General features: G+C 60.1%; 15 protein-coding genes and 1 pseudogene. 7 read left to right on the forward strand and 9 right to left on the reverse strand.

Annotated features, from left to right (window positions below; all coding sequences use genetic code 11):
* The first annotated feature begins 21 nt into the window (after positions 1–21).
* Positions 22–1,104, forward strand: a complete 1,083-nt coding sequence (locus ACVWZF_RS05380; RefSeq protein WP_011432409.1) for an Mrp/NBP35 family ATP-binding protein — start codon at positions 22–24, stop codon at positions 1,102–1,104.
* Here the strand turns inward: ACVWZF_RS05380 and ACVWZF_RS05385 are convergent.
* The 4 genes from ACVWZF_RS05385 to ACVWZF_RS05400 form a co-directional block, all read right to left on the reverse strand.
* On the reverse strand, positions 1,101–1,469 hold the full coding sequence (locus ACVWZF_RS05385; RefSeq protein WP_011432410.1) for a hypothetical protein: 369 nt from the start codon (positions 1,467–1,469) through the stop codon (positions 1,101–1,103). The two genes, ACVWZF_RS05380 and ACVWZF_RS05385, sit on opposite strands and share 4 nt — an antisense overlap.
* An 85-nt stretch (positions 1,470–1,554) precedes the next feature.
* The gene (locus tag ACVWZF_RS05390) at positions 1,555–3,486 is read right to left on the reverse strand and encodes a BamA/TamA family outer membrane protein (protein ID WP_148202693.1); all 1,932 of its coding nucleotides are present in this window, start codon (positions 3,484–3,486) and stop codon (positions 1,555–1,557) included.
* A 187-nt stretch (positions 3,487–3,673) separates the two neighbouring features.
* Positions 3,674–4,018 (reverse strand): hypothetical protein, encoded by a 345-nt coding sequence (locus ACVWZF_RS05395; RefSeq protein ID WP_011432412.1) that lies wholly within the window; start codon positions 4,016–4,018, stop codon positions 3,674–3,676.
* Between the two features lie 510 nt (positions 4,019–4,528).
* Positions 4,529–5,782: an ABC transporter substrate-binding protein gene (locus ACVWZF_RS05400; protein ID WP_011432413.1), complete on the reverse strand. Its 1,254-nt coding sequence runs from the start codon at positions 5,780–5,782 to the stop codon at positions 4,529–4,531.
* 319 nt (positions 5,783–6,101) lie between these two features.
* On the opposite strand from ACVWZF_RS05400, the gene ACVWZF_RS05405 reads away from it, so the two are divergent.
* Positions 6,102–6,920 carry an ABC transporter ATP-binding protein gene (locus tag ACVWZF_RS05405; protein ID WP_011432415.1) on the forward strand — a complete coding sequence of 273 codons (819 nt, stop codon included), beginning with the start codon at positions 6,102–6,104 and terminating at the stop codon, positions 6,918–6,920.
* Positions 6,917–7,624: an ABC transporter ATP-binding protein gene (locus ACVWZF_RS05410; protein WP_011432416.1), complete on the forward strand. Its 708-nt coding sequence runs from the start codon at positions 6,917–6,919 to the stop codon at positions 7,622–7,624. Before ACVWZF_RS05405 ends, ACVWZF_RS05410 begins: the two co-directional genes overlap by 4 nt.
* Positions 7,625–7,669: 45 nt before the next feature.
* Here ACVWZF_RS05410 and recN read toward each other — a convergent pair whose 3' ends face one another.
* The 4 genes from recN to ACVWZF_RS05430 form a co-directional block, all read right to left on the reverse strand.
* The gene (gene recN, locus ACVWZF_RS05415; RefSeq protein WP_011432417.1) at positions 7,670–9,376 is read right to left on the reverse strand and encodes a DNA repair protein RecN; all 1,707 of its coding nucleotides are present in this window, start codon (positions 9,374–9,376) and stop codon (positions 7,670–7,672) included.
* Positions 9,377–9,571: 195 nt separating this feature from the next.
* Positions 9,572–10,606, reverse strand: a complete 1,035-nt coding sequence (locus ACVWZF_RS05420; protein ID WP_457394662.1) for a M14 family metallopeptidase — start codon at positions 10,604–10,606, stop codon at positions 9,572–9,574.
* Between the two features lie 207 nt (positions 10,607–10,813).
* Complete coding sequence (locus ACVWZF_RS05425) at positions 10,814–12,283, reverse strand: glutamate-cysteine ligase family protein (RefSeq protein ID WP_457394659.1); 1,470 nt, start codon at positions 12,281–12,283, stop codon at positions 10,814–10,816.
* A 71-nt stretch (positions 12,284–12,354) separates the two neighbouring features.
* Positions 12,355–13,707, reverse strand: coding sequence for a TldD/PmbA family protein (locus ACVWZF_RS05430; protein ID WP_011432420.1), 1,353 nt, complete (start codon positions 13,705–13,707; stop codon positions 12,355–12,357).
* Positions 13,708–13,928: 221 nt separating this feature from the next.
* On the opposite strand from ACVWZF_RS05430, the pseudogene ACVWZF_RS05435 reads away from it, so the two are divergent.
* Both ACVWZF_RS05435 and ACVWZF_RS05440 read left to right on the forward strand, forming a co-directional pair.
* A pseudogene (locus ACVWZF_RS05435) lies at positions 13,929–14,112 on the forward strand (hypothetical protein); the annotation flags it as partial.
* A gap of 199 nt (positions 14,113–14,311) precedes the next feature.
* The gene (locus tag ACVWZF_RS05440; RefSeq protein WP_041436266.1) at positions 14,312–15,622 is read left to right on the forward strand and encodes a UbiH/UbiF/VisC/COQ6 family ubiquinone biosynthesis hydroxylase; all 1,311 of its coding nucleotides are present in this window, start codon (positions 14,312–14,314) and stop codon (positions 15,620–15,622) included.
* 80 nt (positions 15,623–15,702) lie between these two features.
* On the opposite strand, the gene ACVWZF_RS05445 is transcribed toward ACVWZF_RS05440, so the two are convergent.
* Positions 15,703–16,137: a hypothetical protein gene (locus tag ACVWZF_RS05445; RefSeq protein WP_148202694.1), complete on the reverse strand. Its 435-nt coding sequence runs from the start codon at positions 16,135–16,137 to the stop codon at positions 15,703–15,705.
* A gap of 110 nt (positions 16,138–16,247) precedes the next feature.
* Between ACVWZF_RS05445 and ACVWZF_RS05450 the strand changes: the two genes are divergently transcribed.
* A complete protein-coding gene (locus ACVWZF_RS05450) occupies positions 16,248–16,541 on the forward strand; it encodes a TIGR02450 family Trp-rich protein (RefSeq protein ID WP_011432423.1) in 294 nt (97 codons plus the stop codon).
* A 351-nt stretch (positions 16,542–16,892) separates the two neighbouring features.
* Positions 16,893–17,366 carry a 2-C-methyl-D-erythritol 2,4-cyclodiphosphate synthase gene (gene ispF / locus ACVWZF_RS05455; RefSeq protein ID WP_011429179.1) on the forward strand — a complete coding sequence of 158 codons (474 nt, stop codon included), beginning with the start codon at positions 16,893–16,895 and terminating at the stop codon, positions 17,364–17,366.
* Positions 17,367–17,471: the final 105 nt, after the last annotated feature.

A 17,471-nucleotide genomic window follows, 5' to 3' on the forward strand; every position in this document is an offset into this window, starting at 1 on the left:
CCCGCTGAGCCTTCCGATTCCATGACCACCTCCACCCTTGATGCTGCCGCCATCCTTGAGGCGTTGCGCCCTGTTCAAGATCCGGAGCTGCGCCGCAGCCTGGTGGAACTGAACATGATCCGGGATATTCGCGTCGAGCCTGGGCGAGTGGCCTTTACCCTGGTACTGACCACGCCGGCCTGCCCTTTGCGGGAATTCATTGTGGAGGAGTGCAAAGCTGCCATCCGCCAGCTGGCCCCCATCGAAGCCATTGATGTCACGGTAACGGCGGAAACCCCCCGTTCCCCTTCCCTGCCGAATCGCCAGTCCATCCCCGGTGTGCGCAACATCATCGCCATTTCCAGCGGCAAGGGGGGAGTGGGCAAAACTTCGGTGTCGGTAAATGTGGCCGTGGCGCTGGCCCAAAGTGGAGCGCGGGTGGGGCTGCTGGATGCCGATATTTACGGTCCCAATGTGCCGCTGATGCTGGGCCTGCAGGATCGGTCTCTGGTTGTGCAAAAACGGGAAGATGGCGGCGAAGACATCTTCCCCTTGGAAAATTACGGCGTCAAGATGGTGTCGATGGGCCTCTTGGTGGGACGGGATCAGCCGGTGATCTGGCGGGGGCCAATGTTAAACGGGGTGATCCGGCAATTTCTCTATCAGGTGCAGTGGGGAGAGTTGGACTACTTGATTGTAGATATGCCCCCCGGCACCGGCGATGCCCAATTGACCCTAGTGCAGGCAGTGCCGCTGGCAGGAGCTGTGATCGTCACCACGCCACAATCGGTGGCCCTGCTGGACAGTCGCAAGGGCTTGAACATGTTTCGGCAGTTGGGGGTGCCCATCCTGGGTATTGTGGAAAACATGAGCTACTTCATCCCGCCCGACCTGCCGGATCGCCAGTACGATATTTTCGGCTCAGAAGGGGGAGAGACCACGGCCCGCGAGCTTGGTGTCCCGCTGCTGGGGCGGATCCCGTTGGAGATTGCCCTGCGCCAAGGGGGGGATGCGGGCCAGCCCATCGTCATCAGCCAGCCTGAGTCAGCCTCGGCCCAGGCGCTTCGGCAAATTGCCAAAACCTTGGCAGGCCGTGTTTCGATGCTGGCTTTGGGGGCAGGCTAGAAGCGCTCGGCTTCCACCAACGAGACCCCGAAGCTGCGTCCCCCCACCACAATCCCCTCTTGGGCCTTGCCGCGCACGGTTACAGTGCTGTTCATGGCCGGTAGGCCCTTGTCGGTGATGACCCAGAGGGAGCCGCTGTTGTCTTGGATCTCATACACGCCCTGGCCGAACACTCCTATCTGGTTCACCACGCGACCGCGGATATACACATTGGTGTAGCGGGAGGGATTTTGTTCGATCTGGGCGATGGGGGTTGTGCCGATGCCCAGACGCGCCAGTGGCCCACACCCGGCTAGGGCCAGGCTCAAACACAGCAAGAACACCAGGGATCCCTTGGGGAAAGGTAGGCCGAGTCGCTGTTTCATGGGTTGCTTCCATTACGAGCACCTGCTCCCACCATAGCAAGCCGGCAGGGAAATCCACGGCCAAGTTAGAACTTCTCGGGCCAAGTTAGAACTTCTCGCCAATGCCGAAATGCAGTTGGCCTTGGCCGGCTCCGCCTTGCCCAACCGCGTAGTCGATGCGCAGCGGCCCCAAGGGAGATTGGATGCGAATGCCGACCCCCAGCCCCAAACCACTGCCCGGCTTGTTGCGCACCGCTGCAGGATTGCCGGCCACCGCAGCTCCACTGCCCAAATCGGTGCCGTAGTCGGCAAAGACCACTGCCCCCACCGGGTCGAAAATGGGAAAGCGCAATTCGGCGGTTGCGGTGGCAAAGCTGCGACCGGAACCGATACCCCCCTCGAAAAAGCCCCGCACCGAGTTGCCGCCACCAATGGCAAAAGCATCGTAGGGAGCCAAGTCGCCGATGGTCGTGCCTGCTCGCACATCAAAGGCCAATACCTGCGGTCGCTCGCTGCGGGTTTCAAACAGGTTGACGGGAATGAACTGGCTGTAGCCGGCCTCGAGGCGGTTGGCATTCAAGCCATTTTGAAACAGACGTACCGACTGTTCTGTGGAGATGCGAAAGACCGAGCCCTGGCTGGGGCTGTTGGGGTTGTCGCGGGCGTCGTTGACGAGGCCAAACCGCAAGGTGGTGTAGCTGTCTTGGCCGCTCTCGCTGAAGGTAATCGGGTTGCCCAGCACATCGAAGCGCTGCTGCTCCCCGTTGCTGTTGCGAGCTTCTACAAATTGGATGCGGGTGCCCAAGCTGGCCCGCCAATTGCCCCCAATCGGGCGAGAGAAAGTCACCCCGCCGCCAAGACGGTTGATGCGCACGGGATCCCCATTGGGCAGGGTGAATCCCTCATTAAAGACAAAGCTGGAGCTCTGCTGGTTGGAGATGTTGACGTTGTAGGAGGTGGGAATGTCCAGCGTGGCAATCCGCGGGTCGGTGAAGTTTAAGTCGAAGAGGGTTTCGTTGGTGCCCACCTGCACGTTGAAGCTGGCACTCTGGTTGTTGCCGCCCAAGTTTTGTTCGGAGACGTTGAGGCCGGCGAAGACCCCTGTGGCGGAGCTAACGCCGATGGTGCCGCCCAAGGTACCGGTGCGACGTTCTTCCACGTTCACCACCACCACCACCTTGTCGGGATCCTGGCCGGGGTTGAGCCCCACATTCACATCTTGAAACAGGTTGAGATTAAAAACCGCCTGCAGGTCTTCCTGGATTTGGTTGCGGTTAAACACATCCCCCGGCTTGGACTTCAACTCGCGGGTGATGATGAAGTCACGGGTTTTGGTGTTGCCCTGAACGCGAATATCCTCGATCACCCCTTCGGCGATCTCCAGGGTGATGGTGCCGTCTTCAGAGGAGCGCACATCCGTCACTTTGGCCAGCACGTAACCCTTATCGGCGTACCACTGTTCAATCTCGGCCACAGCCAGTTGCAGCTCGCCGAAGTTGAGCACCCGCCCTTCCTGGTCGGCAAAGGCGGCCCGCAGCACTTCCGGATCCAGAACTTTCGCCCCTTCCGTGCGCACGGCTTTCAGGATTGGGTTGGGCTTGACCTCAAAGGTGACCCGCACTCCCAAAGGCGTATCGGAAGGCACTGCCCGCACATCGGCAAACAATCCGGTGGCAAACACGGCATTGATGTCTTCCCGCAACTGGGATCGGGTGGAAACCTCGCCGGCGCGGGTGCGGATGACGCTGTAAACCCGGTTGATCAGCTCCGGATCTTCAGTGCCCTCAACCACTACCTCCGCTACCAACACTTCTGGCTCGCCGGCAGTGGGGGGTGGGGTGGGGGAGGGCTGGGCGGGGGTGTCGCCACCGGTGCGCAGGTCGAGGGTGCCGGGCTGAGGAACCGATTGCGCCCAAGCCGGGGATCCCATCAGCAGAGCGCTACGGGACGCTTCAGCAAACGCAAAAGCGGTGCAGAGCACCATCCCGCGGGTGAGCGCTGAAGTTAGCCAAGGGCGAAGTTGCCTGGAACGATTCATGGGGATCCCTCGCACACCAAAAAGCAAGATTGCAGAGCCGGGCCAAGCTTGCGTTAAAACCCTCTGCCGCCCAGCAGCGGACAATTGCCCTGGATTATATCAATCCCCATCCACCCAGATCCGAGCGTGGCCGCGAACCGGATTGCGGACTTGGGCAGTCTGGAGTGCAAAAAGCAGCCTCCCCCGCTCAAGGCAGGCGCAGGGATCCCCTACAGCGCTGGCCGCAAGACCTCGGCTCGACTTCCTCGGCAGCTAGGTTGACTTGGGAGTTGAGGATGACGACGGTGATGGGAGCAGGAGTGGGAGGCAAAGAGCGGCTGCTCCTCCAGCCCCAACTGTCGGCGTACTGTTGTGGGGGAACGTTGGGCAGGATCAGGACGGTGTTTTGCAGGACGTTGCTTTGCAGGGTGGTGGCGTTGCCGTTCAGGATCGCCATCTGCTGGGTGTGGGAAGTCTGAGCCAGGACGGCTGGAGCAAACCCGAAGCCGAGCAGAGCTGCCACTCCGGGGAGGAGGAGTTGGGTGGACAACATCGAGGATTCTCCACAAGACGCCAGGATGCCGACACTTTAGCCTGCTTTGCCCTCCGCTGAGTTGCCGCAAAAAAAGCTACGTGATGGGGAGGGATCCCTGCTGGGGATGTACAGCCGCGCGGCCCAAACCCACAAAAAGGCCTGCAGAGGGTACTCTGTGCAGGCCCGTCTTGCTCGTCTGGATTGTCTTGATGGAGCTGATACATTCACGCTGAACTCTCCTGAACATGGTTCAGGAAAGAAGCGATCGCATCCTGCCTATCTCTGAGCAGGAAGGCGGTATCCCGCAAAGCCCTGAGGAATACCCCCCGAGCGCTTTCCCCCTTCACTTCCCGGCAACCGTTGCGGTGGACTCAAGGATCAGGGGGAAACTTGGTCTACTATATCCCTCTCAATGACTTTTGCCAAACCGCCTAAAGCTCAGTAAATTCAGCAAAGTTCAGGGTTTTGGGGGTTAGAGGCATGCTCGGAAGGAGAAACCGGCCCCCGCTCAGGAGCCGTAGGGGAAAATTAGCTCTCCGGCTCAAACACCTTCAGATCCACCACCTTCCCCCCTTGGAAAGTCCAGTGGGCAAAGGTTCCGGCAACTTCCCCATTCTCATCGAAGTTGATGGATCCAGAGGCGCCGGTGTAGAAGATGTCTTCCCCTTTGCCGATCAGCTCCACCGCCTTGGCCCACTCTCCGGGCAGGATCTCGGTGCCGGGGGGATTGGCCACTTCCCGCAAAGCATCCCGAACAGCAGTGCCATCGGTGCTGCCGGCTTTCTGAATGGCCAGAGCCAGGACAAAAGCGGCATCGTAGGCGGTGTCGATGTAGGGGGTGGGGGGCAGCTCCCCGTAGGCGGCTTTGTAGGCTTCGGCAAAGATTTGGTAAGCCTTGCTATCGGTGAGGGCCTGAGGCGAAACGCCGATGGATCCCTCTAGCTTTTCGGCTCCCACCTGGGCTGCCACGTCGGGAGAGCGCATGCCATCGGTGAAGACAAAGCGGTCAAACAGTCCTTCTTCCAAAGCTTGCCGCAAAATGACCACACCGTTTTCGGGGTAGCCAATCAGCACCAACGCCTGGGGATCCCCTTCCTTCAGTTGGGTCAGCTCACTGCGGTAGGAAGCCTTGCCGGGCTCGTAGGGAACCGACTTGGTGATGGTGCCGCCCCGCTTTTCAAAAGCCGTCTTAAAGCTGTCGGCCAGGCCCTGGCCGTAGTCGTTGTTAATGTAAATAATCGCCAGGCGCTCCAGCTTCTCTTCACGGGTGATCTGGGCCAAGGCCACCCCTTGGTAGGCGTCGGAAGGAACTGTGCGAAACAGAAAATCGTTGTCCTCCAGGGTGGTGATGGTGGGGGCGGTGGAAGCGGGGGAAATTTGCGGGATCCGATTGGGAACAGAAACCGTCGTGGCCACCGGAATGGTGATGCCACTGCCCAAGGCGCCGATGATGCCGGCCACCTTCTCCACGGTGACCAACCGTTGAGCTGCGTCGATAGCTGGCTGAGCCGACGTCTGGTCATCCGCTTCGACCACTTGGGCAGGGGATCCCAAAATGCCGCCAGCCGCGTTGATTTGGTCAATCGCCAGCTTGATCCCCTTGAGGCAGTTTTCCCCGAAGGCCTGCAGATCCCCGGTGAGAGACATTAAAGCCCCGATTTTGACCGGCCCTTGAGTTGCCTGCTGAGCCGTGCTGGGCAGCAGAGTGGTGGCAAGAGCAGCAGCCGTCAGGGCAGCCGCCGCCGCAAAGGCCCGTCGGGTGAGTTTGTTCATGGGAGACATAACCAACAACCTCCTGTGAGGGAAGGGAAAGTAGAACTCAGATCCCAAAAGTCAAGCAAGTGTTGAACCGTAGCAGTCAGACGTTGACTCACCTCAAAGCGTTCCCCACTTCCTCAAGAAAAGATGGCTCCGGAAAACAGGCGGGCCAGACTCAGGATCTCGCCCGTTCCTTGGCTGCTGTAGGGCTGGCTGCGGCCTCCAAAGGCAGTTGCCCCTGTAGGAATCCGGGAAGGATAATGGGCAAACTCGGCCATTGGGCTCATTATATTTTGAGAAATACTGAACTCATCGGTCGGCGGGGTTTTCCCAAGGCAGCGGCGTGATTGTTATCGACGACATCTCCAAGCGGTTTGGCGGCATTAGCGCGGTGGATCACTGTTCCTTCCGCATCGAAACCGGTCGGATTACGGGCTTGATCGGCCCGAATGGGGCAGGGAAGACCACGCTCTTTAACATCATTGCCGGGTTTATTCGGCCCAGCAGCGGGCGCATCTGGCTGGATGGGGAAGACATCACCGGCTTGCCCCCCCATCATCTGTTCCGTCGAGGGCTGGTGCGCACCTTTCAGATCCCGCGGGAGTTTGGCCGCATGACCGTCTTGGAGAACTTAATGGTGGTTCCCCCCAACCAGATAGGGGAAAACCTATTCGCCACTTGGTTCGGTTGGCGGCAGGTGCAACGACAAGAACGCAACCTGCAAGCTCGGGCGGAAGAGGTTCTGGAACGGCTGAACCTGATCCATCTGCGGGATCAACTGGCCGTCACCCTTTCCGGCGGGCAAAAAAAACTCCTGGAACTGGGACGTACCTTGATGACCGATGCACGGGTGATCCTGCTGGATGAGCCGGGGGCTGGCGTCAACCGCACCCTGCTGGCGGATTTGATGCGCTTTATCGAGTATCTCAACCGCGAGCGCGGCTGCACCTTTTGCATCATCGAGCATGACCTGGATCTGGTGACCCGTCTCTGCGACCATGTGGTGGTCATGGCTGCCGGCAAGGTTCTCACCCAGGGATCCATGGAGGAGATCAAACAAAACCCAGCCGTGCGGGAGGCCTATTTGGGATCTGTGGCACTGGCCGACTCCCTAAACCCACCCCAACCCTCCCCTCTGCCTTCGGAGGGATCCCTCTCATGACCCCTTTGCTGGACATCCAGGATCTCTACAGCGGCTACCGGGGGGTGGACATCCTCAAAGGGATCCACCTGAAGGTGAACCCCGGGCAAATTGTGGTGATCATCGGCCCCAATGGAGCCGGCAAATCGACGGTGCTGAAATCCTTATTTGGCTTGGCCACCATCCGCTCAGGCCGAGTGCTGTTTCAGGGATCCGACATCACCCACTTGCCTGCCGAGCAACTGGTGCAGCGGGGAATCGGCTTTGTGCCCCAGACCAACAATGTCTTTCCTTCCCTCACCGTGCAAGAGAACCTGGAGATGGGGGCCTTCATCCGACGCGACAACCCTGCCGCCCAACTGGAGCGGGTTTATGAGCTGTTTCCACCCCTGAAAGAGAAACGACGCCAAGCGGCGGGATCCCTATCGGGTGGACAACGGCAGATGCTGGCCATAGGGCGAGCGTTGATGGTGGAGCCGCAGTTGTTGTTGCTGGATGAGCCGACCGCCGGCCTGTCACCGCTGTACATAGAACAGACCTTCGCCCTCCTGCAAGAGATCAACCGTCTTGGCATCAGCATCCTCATGGTGGAGCAAAATGCCAAGCAGGCCCTGAAGATGGCGGACTGGGGCTATGTCTTGTCCACGGGAGAAAACCGCTTTGAGGATACTGGCCCCAACTTGTTGAACAATCCTGAGGTGCTGGAGCTGTTCTTGGGCGGGTGAGGCCCTCACCCCCCTCCCCTCACTCAAAACAAAAGGAGAGGAGAGTCAAGCGGGACTGGCCAGTTGCTGCTTGCGCAGTTGAGCTGCTTGGTTGAGAAGAGCCTCCACAAACGTCATCGCTTCTTGGGCAGAGTGACCGGCAGTGAGTTGGGCCAGTTCTTCGCGGCGTTCCCGTTCTCCCAAAAGCTCCACCCGCACAGAAGTTCGCTTTTGGTGCACCACCTTGTGAACCCGCAGGTGGTGATCCGCCAGGGCAGCGATCAGGGGTTGGTGGGTGACGCAGAGGATCTGGTGATCTCGGGCAATGCTGTGCAGCTTGGTGGCGATGGCTTGCGCCACTTTGCCGGACACGCCGGTATCGATCTCGTCGAAAACCATGGTGGCCACCGGATCAATGCGGCTGAATACGGCTTTCAAGGCCAGCAGAAAACGGCTCATCTCGCCGCCGGAGGCGATGCTGGCCAAGGGCTGAAGAGGCTCACCCGGGTTGGGGCTAATCCAAAAACTCACCTGATCCACCCCCTCTGCCGTCGGGGGGCCGGGTTGGATCTGCACCTGGAATTGCACTGCGCTCATCCCCAGCGGCCTGAGCTCTTCTATGAGGGCCTTTTCCAGTTGACAGGCCGCTTGTTGCCGCAGTTGAGAGAGCACCTGGCAATGGCGCTCCAGGTCTTGGGCAGCTTTGTCCAGCCGCACCTGCAATTCCTCTAGGTCGGTGTTGTCTCCTCGCAGTTGGGCCAACTCCGTCTGCACCCGCTCCGCATGGGCCATCACCTCGGCCAAGGTCGGGCCGTATTTGCGGCAGGCTTGTCTGAGTTGCGCCAAGCGCCGTTCAATTTTGTTCAACCGACCGGGATCCGCCTCCAGCGTCTCGCCGTAGCGAACCAGCTCCCGCCCCACCTCCTCCACCTGAATGAGAGCGCTGCTGACCATTTCCGCCAGAGGGGCTAGGTCGGGATCCCGCTGGGTCATGGTCTGGAGCAGCCGCTCTACCTGGCCCAACAGGTCGGCGATGGCCGGTGAGCCACTATCGTTTTGGTAGAGCAGTTGGTGAGCTGCGTAGCTTTGCTGTTGCAGTTCCACCCGGTGAGCCAGGCGCTCTCGTTCCCGCTCCAGCTTGGCCATTTCGTCGGGATCCTCCAGGCGCAGGGCGGCCAGCTCTTGCGCTTGAAACTCCAGTAGGTCTAGCCGTTGCAGGCGCAGTTGTTGGTTTTGCCGGCGGGATTCCACCTCTGTTTTCAGTTGGTTCCAGGTTTGGTAAAGGGCAGCCACCTCCGCCCGTGTTCGCAACAACTCTTCGCCGCCAAAGTCGTCCAGCCAACGGCGCTGGGTTTGGGGAGATTGGATTTGAACGGTTTGCCCCTGGGCAGTGATCTCTACCAATTTGGCCCGCAGGTTGAGCATCTGGGCTTTGTTCACCAGCACCCCATTCACCCGCAGGCGGCTGGTGAGCTTGCCGTTGCGCAACACCAGCTCGCGACTACAAACCAGGCCCTCCTCTAGGGGGTCGATGTGCTCTTGTTCTAGCCAGGCTTGCAGTTCAGGATTAGGACTGAAGATCGCTTCCACCAGACCTCGTTCGCTGCCAGTTCGCAGAGCCCGAGCTGTACCTCCTAGAGCTGCATCCAGCGCATCGAGGATGATGGATTTGCCGGCCCCGGTTTCTCCGGTGAGCACGTTCAGCCCCGCTCGAAAAGGGATCTCCAATTGCTCGATCAGGGCAAAGTTCTCGATCCGCAGCAGGCGCAACATAGGGATCCCGTGGGCTCAGCGTGCCGTTGGCAGTTTTCAGGATAGGGCTTGCAGGGGTCGCTCTGTCCCACGTTAGCGTACCCACCATCCCTCGGCGGACGGGTACAGCGGCCAGCGGGGAGTCTGTTATTGCAGGGGTGGGGAGCACCACCTGTTCTGGTTTGGGGATCCCCTCGGGGAAATTGGCAGCCCGGCTCAGCCCACCAGGGGGTAGCGCTCCATCAGGTAGCAGAGGCAGTCTTGGCGGATGATGCGGCTATTGAGGGTGAGCATGCCCGGCATGATGGGCACGCTGGTGCGAATTTCTCCATTGCAGGCATAGAAAAAGCGATCCGCCACATTTTGGCCCTGCTCGTCTTGCACCTCCAGGTGGAAGCCGTTGTTCGTCCAGCCAATGGGGGTGTGAGGGGGAAGCTCCCGAAAATTGAGGAGATCCAAATCCGGCGGGAAGCGGATGTGGGAGGGGGATCCCTCTTGGTTGCCATCCTCTTCCCCAAAGCTGAAGCTCACCTGATCCGGGATTTTGACAATGGCGACGCTGTGGAAGAGGTCGATATCTTGGCGGAAGACAGGGCGCTGCGGGATCGCCGACAGGTGCAGGCAGGCTTCCAGAAATTCGTAGGCATGCTGGGTGCCGTGGGGCTGATCCGGCTTGCCACACTCCAGGGTCACCGCCGGGCAGAAGCGCCCGAAGGCCATGCTCTGCACCCCTTCTGGCTTGGTGAAATAGAGGACGGTGCGCCCAAACAAGGTGGCCAGGTGCAGGGTAGGGGCATCCAGGTGATTGACACAGGCGTAGTGGGGGTTGGTGCCCGTGTTGTTGTGGATATCGACGCTGGCAAAAACGCCCCGCTGCTGCATTTGCTGAAGGACGGCCTGGGCCATGGCGTGCTCGGGGGTGGAGCCGGAGCCCCAAATGCGGTTGTAGTCGGGTTGGCCGTCCAGCCGCCGTTGTCCTTGACGGGCTGCCTGAACATTGCCGATGAAGAGGGAAAGGGAGCGGGGCAATTCCCGTTCGCGGCAGCGGTGCAGAGGACTGTAGCGGCGGAGAAGCTGTCGCACCGCCTGCCAGCCGGTGGTTTCGTTGCCGTGCAGCAGGACGGACACAAACAGGGCGGGATCCCGTCGTCCCGGCAGATGGATGAGGGTTGGCCCACCCAATCGGTCGTAAAGCTGATGGGCCTCTAGATCCAGCAGTTGATCCGGTAGATGATCGAGAACGGTGAGCATGCTGTTTGGGCTAAGAGGCTCGATTCAAACTTCTGGCTTCCGGCCCTAGAGTGGGAGGGAGCGGGAGTCCAAATGAACCGTTTCGCTGCGGTAGCTCGGGTCGCGAAAGACCCTCTGAGCAAGAATCTGCCCGCTCGAAATTTGAGCAAGGGTCCACCCTGCCGCTGCGGTGGCCCACCGCTGGTGCAACTGGCTGTGGGGAGAGCCCTAGTTGAGATCCCAGGTGTGTACCGGTTGGCCTTGCCGCTGCCGTTCCCAGTAGGCACAGGTCAATTGTTGCATATCTTTACCATGCCGAGCCACGTAGCGGCGCTGCCAGGTGGCCCCATTCTGCCCCGACTCCACCCGGGCGCGGAGAATGTCCAGGTACTCCTGAATATCGGAGGGGGCCAGATCCAGTTGAACCAAACCCGCCTCTGCTTGGGGGATCAGCTCTTCCAGCAGCAATTGGCGCAGGGATCCCTGCCAACCCTTGAGCCAAGTGATGGGGGCCTCCAGGCCGAAGCGGGCCGCCGTGTAGAAATTGGCGCGGCACTGGGCAAAGCTTAGCTCCTGCTCGGGGGAAACGGGCTGGGATCCCAAGGCTTGTACCAGGCCAAAGTAGAAGGCCGCGTTGGCGATCATGTCGGGTAGGGTTGGGCCTGCCGCTGCCACCCGCTGTTCGATGCGCAAGTGGGGAACGGGATCCAAGCCGATGAGGGGTCGGTTCCAGCGCCAGATGGTGCCGTTGTGGAGGCGCAAATGGGCCAGCTCTGATGGGGAAGTGGCTAACTTTTGTGGCAATACCACCGGGTAGCGATGCAGGTTTTCCCAGAACAGCTCCATTAGGGATCCCTGTACATAGCCTTGCCCGAAGGTGACGCGGGGGCAGTGGGTGGGGGAGGGCGGGGGTGGCCCATCCAAAGCTTGCTCAAACAAAGGGATGCGGGTTTCTGCCCACAGATCGTGCCCGAACAGGTAGGGGGAATTGGCCGCCAGCGCCACCAAGGGGGCTGACACGAGCAGGGAAGCGTTGAAGTAACGGGCCGCCTGTTGGGGGGATACCTGCAGATGGATTTGAAAGGAGGTGGTCGCCGCCTCCAGCATGATGTCCGGGTGGGTAACCCGCAACCGCCCAGCCGGTCCTTCGATATCTAGCCCCAGGGAAGGGATCGCTTGGGATTGCTCGCGCCGGTGCAAGTTCAGGATTTGCTCATTGAGGGCCAGGTAACGCTTGCGGGGGGAGATCATCTCCAAGGTCAGTTGCTTTTGCTGCACCGTGGGCAAAATCCCGATCATCATCAACCCCGCCTGCAAGTGTTCGGCCACCCGGCAACAGCGATCCCACGTTTGGCCCAGCTCTTGCTGAAACTGCCGCAGAGCCAAGCCGGTCAAAACTTGGGGCCGGCTGTTGATCTCCACGTTAAACTGGGCCAGTTCCGGCACCACCAGCGGATCGTTCACCGCTTCCAGGTAGGCTGAGTTGATCGGGGCCGGATCCCCCTGAGGGGTCACCAGCCATGCCTCCAGCTCAAACCCGCCCACCGGGGATCCCTGGGCAAAGGGCCGGCAGGCGGGATCCAGCCCCGGCGCACCGGCCAACCAGCGCTCGAGCAACTTCGTCTCTTGCTGGAGCCGAGCTGCAAACTGAGCAAAGTCTGCAGTACCAAAACGGAGGCAGGTGATCTCCTGGCCCATGGGAACAACTCCGCAGCTTTTGGGAATGAGGTTAATCGCTGTTGCCGGGATCTCGACACCCCTAGCTTTACTTAGCCCGCAGTGATGGATACATCTTCAATGCGCAGGGCGGGAAAGGCAGCCGTGCCGTTGAAAACCGTTACTTCCTGGGAAATGGCGGAGATATTGCGCAAACAATCGTAGAGATTGCCGGCAATGGTGGTCTCCAGGATGGGGCGTTTCTCGCCGCCTTTGACCAAGAAGCCCCCTTTCACCACCCCAGAAAAGTCACCGGTAATGGGGTTGCTGCTGCCGGAGAGGCGGGTGACGATAACTCCTCGATCCATCGCGTAGAGCTCGGACAGGGGGGTTGTCCCCGGCGCCACTCTCAAACAAGCTGGCCCCACCCCCGGCAGGCTGCCCGCCCCCCCTGTGGCATGGCCGTTGGACGGGATCCCGGCAGCGCGAGCTTCGTAGCTGTTGTACATGAAGTTGCAGAGGATCCCTTCGTGAACCAAGGGGGTGATTTGGCGAGGGATCCCTTCGCGGTCGAAGGGCTCAATGGGGTAGCCGGGCAGGCCCAGGCCTTCAGAAACCACGGTGAGCAACGGGCTGGCGATCCGGGATCCCATTTTTTGCGCCAGAGGGCTTTTGCCTTTGCGCACCGCATCCGCCCCCAAGACAAAGAGGAGATCCCCTAGAAACTCCTCCACCACATCTGGCGGCAGGACAATGGGGCCGCGGAAGCTCTCCCCCTCGCCAGCCCCCAGCGCCCCCACACATTTTTGGACAAAGCGATCAAAAGCCCGCTCCAGCGCCGGCACCAGATCGGCCCGCTTCTGCACACTGTCGCCGTCGTAGGCAAAGCTGCCCACCTCGTCCCCGTCGATGGCCATGCCAAACAGGGATCCCCCCGCCTCGACACTGTGGTAGTTGGCGCGGATGCCGGTGGAAGAGGCGATAGCCAGGGTCTCTTCCTCAACGCTGAGGGAGCCGCTGTCGATGGTGATGCGAGGGTCTTTGGATCGCACCCACTCCAGCAATTGGGATCCCAACTGGGTCAGCTCGGCGGCATCCAGTTCCAGCAGGCCTGGGTCGAGGGCAAAGGGCACCTGGGGCAAAGGTTGGGGCTCCGGCAGCCCGTTGAGGGGATCCGCCGGCGAAGCCTTGGCCATGGCTACAGCCTCAGCCGCCGTCTCGGCCAGCTCTTCCGGGCGGTTGGAGGTGGCAAAGCCCAGCCTGCCGTCGCAGAAAACCCGGATGCCGAACAGGGTCTCGCTGCTGCTGCGGGCCAGGTTGAGGTCATTTTTCTCAAAAGTGACTTCCGTTTCCCGGCCTGAGTTGGCAAACACTTCTGCCTGGTCGGCTCCAGCAGCCAATGCCTTGTGTACACCCTGTTCACAAAGATCCAGCAGGTTTTCCGGGGAAATGATGGAGCTGGGCATAAAAGTGAGATGGCAAGAGGACAGTCCTATTATCGGCTATGGCTCAGAGCTGCTTTTCCCTGACCCCCTGCCGTCTATGGAGTCCCAGCACCAACCCCTTCGTCCAACAACGTCACTCTGGTGCGCACCGTTCCAGCCCGCTCCCCCTGGGCAACAATCAGCAGAGAGCATGACTCTAGTCAATAATAAGCTCAACTATACTGAAAATAATGTATAATATGTTCAGTACGGATTACTACCAGTTGATCTTTCTGTTTACTTTCGAGTCTGCCAACATGGTAGCCAAAGCAAAGCAGAAAATTGGTAGTAAGACGACACGGAAACTGCGCTTTGGGTATTCTACTCAAAGCTTTGCGGGATACCGCCATTCTGGTTGGAAACAAACAGAATGCTATCGCTGCATAGTTGAACAGTGATGTTCAGCAGTGTTCAGCGTAAATGTATCAGCTACCCACAGGGATTCCACCCTGCAGCAGCAAACAAAGGGGCTGAGATCAAAAGGGATCCTTTGTGGCGCTTTGACCCCACTTGCCGCTTGTCCTTAGCGGCCTGCCGGGTGCAGGAACCCTAGAATGGAAGTTAAGCCCACTTGCCGTGAGTGCCCATGAGCCTTTTGCCCACTTCCGCTGCTCCCCTAGCCATTGCTCCGACAGCAGCCAAGCCAAGGCGACTGGACTTCGAGGTGGTGATTGCCGGAGCTGGGATGGTGGGATCCACCTTAGCAGCCGCTTTGGGCCAGGCCGGGATCCGCGTCGGGCTGATCGAGGGGCGGGATCTCTCGCAGGGGGTGGGGCCCGATGGCCGAGCCAGCGCTTTGGCTCTGGGGACAGCCCGCATTCTGCAGCGGATTGGGGTATGGCCCCTTATGGAGGCCTGGGGAGTTTCTCCCATTCACCGCATTCAGGTCTCTGATGGGGAAAGCCCCTGGGTGGCTCAGCTGCGCCGTGAGATGCTCCAAGCGCCGGCGCTGGGCTACGTCGTGGAAAATCAAATCACCCAAAAGGCCCTGTTGCAGCGCATTCGCGAGTGCCCTTCGGTAACCCTTTTCAGCCCCGCCCAGGTGCAAAGTTTCTCCCCTGCAGCAGATCACATTCGGGTAGAGCTGGCCCAGGAGGGATCCCGGCAAACTCTGCGAGCTGCTCTGCTAGTGGTTGCAGATGGGGCCCGTTCGCGGCTGCGGGAACAGGCTGGGATCCCGTTATCCCGCTGGGGCTATGGACAGGTGTGCATCGTTTCCACCCTCACCCATGAGCATCCTCACCGGCAGGTGGCCTACGAGCGCTTTCAGGTCAGCGGTCCCTTCGCCATTTTGCCCACCTCCGATCCCCATCGCAGTTGCGTCGTCTGGACAGTGCGCCAAGGGGATCGAGATCGGCTGATGGGCTTGTCTGAGGCTGAGTTTTTGCAGGCCATCCGGCCCTGCTTTGGATCCCAGTTGGGAGCCTTGCTGGCGGCCTCTCCCAGAGCCTGTTATGAGCCACAGCGGGCCCATGCCCAAACCTACATCGGATCCCGGCTAGCTTTGGTGGGGGATGCTGCTCACACCACCCATCCGCTGGGGGGGCAGGGAGCGAATCTGGGCATGCGGGATGTGGCGGCCTTGGCTGCCCTGTTGATCGAAGCCAAAATGGCGGGCCGGGATCCCGGCGATCCGGCTTTGTTAAAAGCCTACGAGCGCTGTCGCCGCCCAGAAAACGCGCTGGTTCTTTTTGCAACCGATGCTGCCAATCGCCTCTTTTCCAACCGAAGCTGGCCGTTGCTGGTCTTGCGTCGCCTGGGCCTGTGGGGACTGGAGGTTTTGCCGCTGCTCAAGCCTGCTTTGATGCGCCAAGCAATGGGGATCCGCCCCCACCAACCCCAACTGCAGCAGCTCCCTTTCCCTGCACCCCCGGAACCTCTGGCTACGCCTGTCTAGATCCGGCCAAACTGTTGAGAGCTGGGCCCAGATCCTCGCCCGCCGCCTTTGTCCCCAGCAGACCAAGCGCTCCACAGGGATCAAGGCTGCTCCAGGGGTAAGTCTGAAAACAGCAATGGGGCAATATTGGCCGCCTGGTTGATGGGGATCTCGTCGTTGACGGCATACTGATAAAACTGATCCAAGCGCCGACACAAACCTTCTGGGGTCAAAGCCTGCACATTGGAGCTGATGATATAGCTTTGGGAAGGAGAGGCGCGAAACGCTTGAAAGGCTTTGCGACAAAAGTCCTGCTTGGCCTCCGGGTCTGCTTGTCGCCACTCTGGCCCCGTCAGCTTTCCGGAGAGAGTAGGACTACTTGCCGCGACCAGAGGCAGTCCCGTTCCCAAAACCAGACCGCCCAGGATGAGCAGCAGGAGGATCCCTTTCAGGAACACCTGACGCCAAAAGAACCCGAGCTTTTGCCCGTTTTGCACCATTGTTGGATAGGCTAAGTGGGTAGGTTGGGATGCCATAGCACCCCTAGCCATCATATCGATCTTCCCGATCCAACTTCATCCCGTTCTCAGAAGCCGACAGCAGACCTGCTCGCCCACAGGCAAGGGTGGCAACAAGTTCTCAACCCATGGCCCGCAGCAAGCCCCGCCAAAAACAGCGCTTTCCCCATCTGCTTGGCTCCAAGTGGACTTCCGCTCAGCCCGTCATGGGTTGGCGACATTTTCAGGTCACTGCCCGCCAACAGGGGGAAGGGGGAGTGGTGTTTGCCGAGCTCAGAGCCGTCTGCGATCCCCAGGTGCGCCTCTGGGTCAACGCGGCCACCCTGAAGAACCGGGATCTTTGGCAGCCGGGCTGGACGCCTCTCGAAGACGGGATCCCCTGTGGGCGGCAGGATCCCCTTCTGGACAGGGCTGGGGGATAGTTTCTCTCAAGCTGGGGCTCAGGGATCGATTAGGATCATCTCTCTAGTGTGGTGTTTTAATTCGGAAGCTTGAGGAGAAGAAAGCGAGATGGCCAGATGTGACGTTTGCGGAAAAGATCTTAGCTACAGCGATTATCAGTGGGCCAAGCGCTGCGCCAATCCCTACGGGAAATCCCACCTCATCTGCTTTGACTGCTACAGTGGCTCTTCTTGTCCCATCTGCTACTCCCCTCTCGAGTCGGCAGAATAGAGAGAGGTCGTTCTCAAAAGCCGCTTGTCCTCTCCCCGTGAGCCAAGCTCTTGGGAGGAAGTGGCAGAGGTCTCGATGGTTTTCCCAAGGGAGCCGGAACAGTGCGCATTGGCCAGGGCTATGACATCCACCGCCTCGTCGAGGGGCGCCCCCTGATCCTAGGTGGGATCCGGATCCCTTACGAAAAAGGGCTGTTGGGCCACAGCGACGCCGACGTGCTCACCCACGCCATCATGGACGCTCTCCTGGGGGCCGCCGCCCTGCGGGACATCGGCTACTACTTTCCCCCCGAAGACGAGCGCTGGAAGGGGGCAGACAGCATTCTCCTCTTGCAGCAGGTGGTGCAACTGGTAGGCCAAGAGGGCTGGCGCATTGCCAATGTCGATAGCGTCGTGGTAGCGGAGCAGCCTAAGCTCAAGCCCCACATCCCCGCCATACAGGCCCGCCTGGCCGAGGCCATGCAACTATCGCCCAAACAAGTAGGCGTGAAGGCCACCACCAACGAAAAACTGGGCCCCGTCGGCCAGGGAGAAGCCATGGCCGCCTTTGCCGTCGTCCTGTTGCTGGAACGCTGAGCCGCCGCTTTCTGGGAAGCACCTGGTCATCGCGCTGCCCAAGCTGCCAAACTGGCAAGCAACCGCTTCAAAAGTTTGCCCCAATTGCCGTGCAACCCCCTGCTG

It is taken from the genome of Thermostichus sp. OS-CIW-30, from assembly GCF_054060215.1.

Coding starts and splice junctions, on each gene's coding strand:
- ACVWZF_RS05380 (WP_011432409.1), top strand. CDS start 22: ATGACCACCTCCACCCTTGATGCTGCCGCCATCCTTGAGGCGTTGCGC.
- ACVWZF_RS05385 (WP_011432410.1), bottom strand. CDS start 1,469: ATGAAACAGCGACTCGGCCTACCTTTCCCCAAGGGATCCCTGGTGTTC.
- ACVWZF_RS05390 (WP_148202693.1), bottom strand. CDS start 3,486: ATGAATCGTTCCAGGCAACTTCGCCCTTGGCTAACTTCAGCGCTCACC.
- ACVWZF_RS05395 (WP_011432412.1), bottom strand. CDS start 4,018: ATGTTGTCCACCCAACTCCTCCTCCCCGGAGTGGCAGCTCTGCTCGGC.
- ACVWZF_RS05400 (WP_011432413.1), bottom strand. CDS start 5,782: ATGTCTCCCATGAACAAACTCACCCGACGGGCCTTTGCGGCGGCGGCT.
- ACVWZF_RS05410 (WP_011432416.1), top strand. CDS start 6,917: ATGACCCCTTTGCTGGACATCCAGGATCTCTACAGCGGCTACCGGGGG.
- recN (WP_011432417.1), bottom strand. CDS start 9,376: ATGTTGCGCCTGCTGCGGATCGAGAACTTTGCCCTGATCGAGCAATTG.
- ACVWZF_RS05420 (WP_457394662.1), bottom strand. CDS start 10,606: ATGCTCACCGTTCTCGATCATCTACCGGATCAACTGCTGGATCTAGAG.
- ACVWZF_RS05425 (WP_457394659.1), bottom strand. CDS start 12,283: ATGGGCCAGGAGATCACCTGCCTCCGTTTTGGTACTGCAGACTTTGCT.
- ACVWZF_RS05430 (WP_011432420.1), bottom strand. CDS start 13,707: ATGCCCAGCTCCATCATTTCCCCGGAAAACCTGCTGGATCTTTGTGAA.
- ACVWZF_RS05440 (WP_041436266.1), top strand. CDS start 14,312: ATGAGCCTTTTGCCCACTTCCGCTGCTCCCCTAGCCATTGCTCCGACA.
- ACVWZF_RS05445 (WP_148202694.1), bottom strand. CDS start 16,137: ATGGCATCCCAACCTACCCACTTAGCCTATCCAACAATGGTGCAAAAC.
- ACVWZF_RS05450 (WP_011432423.1), top strand. CDS start 16,248: ATGGCCCGCAGCAAGCCCCGCCAAAAACAGCGCTTTCCCCATCTGCTT.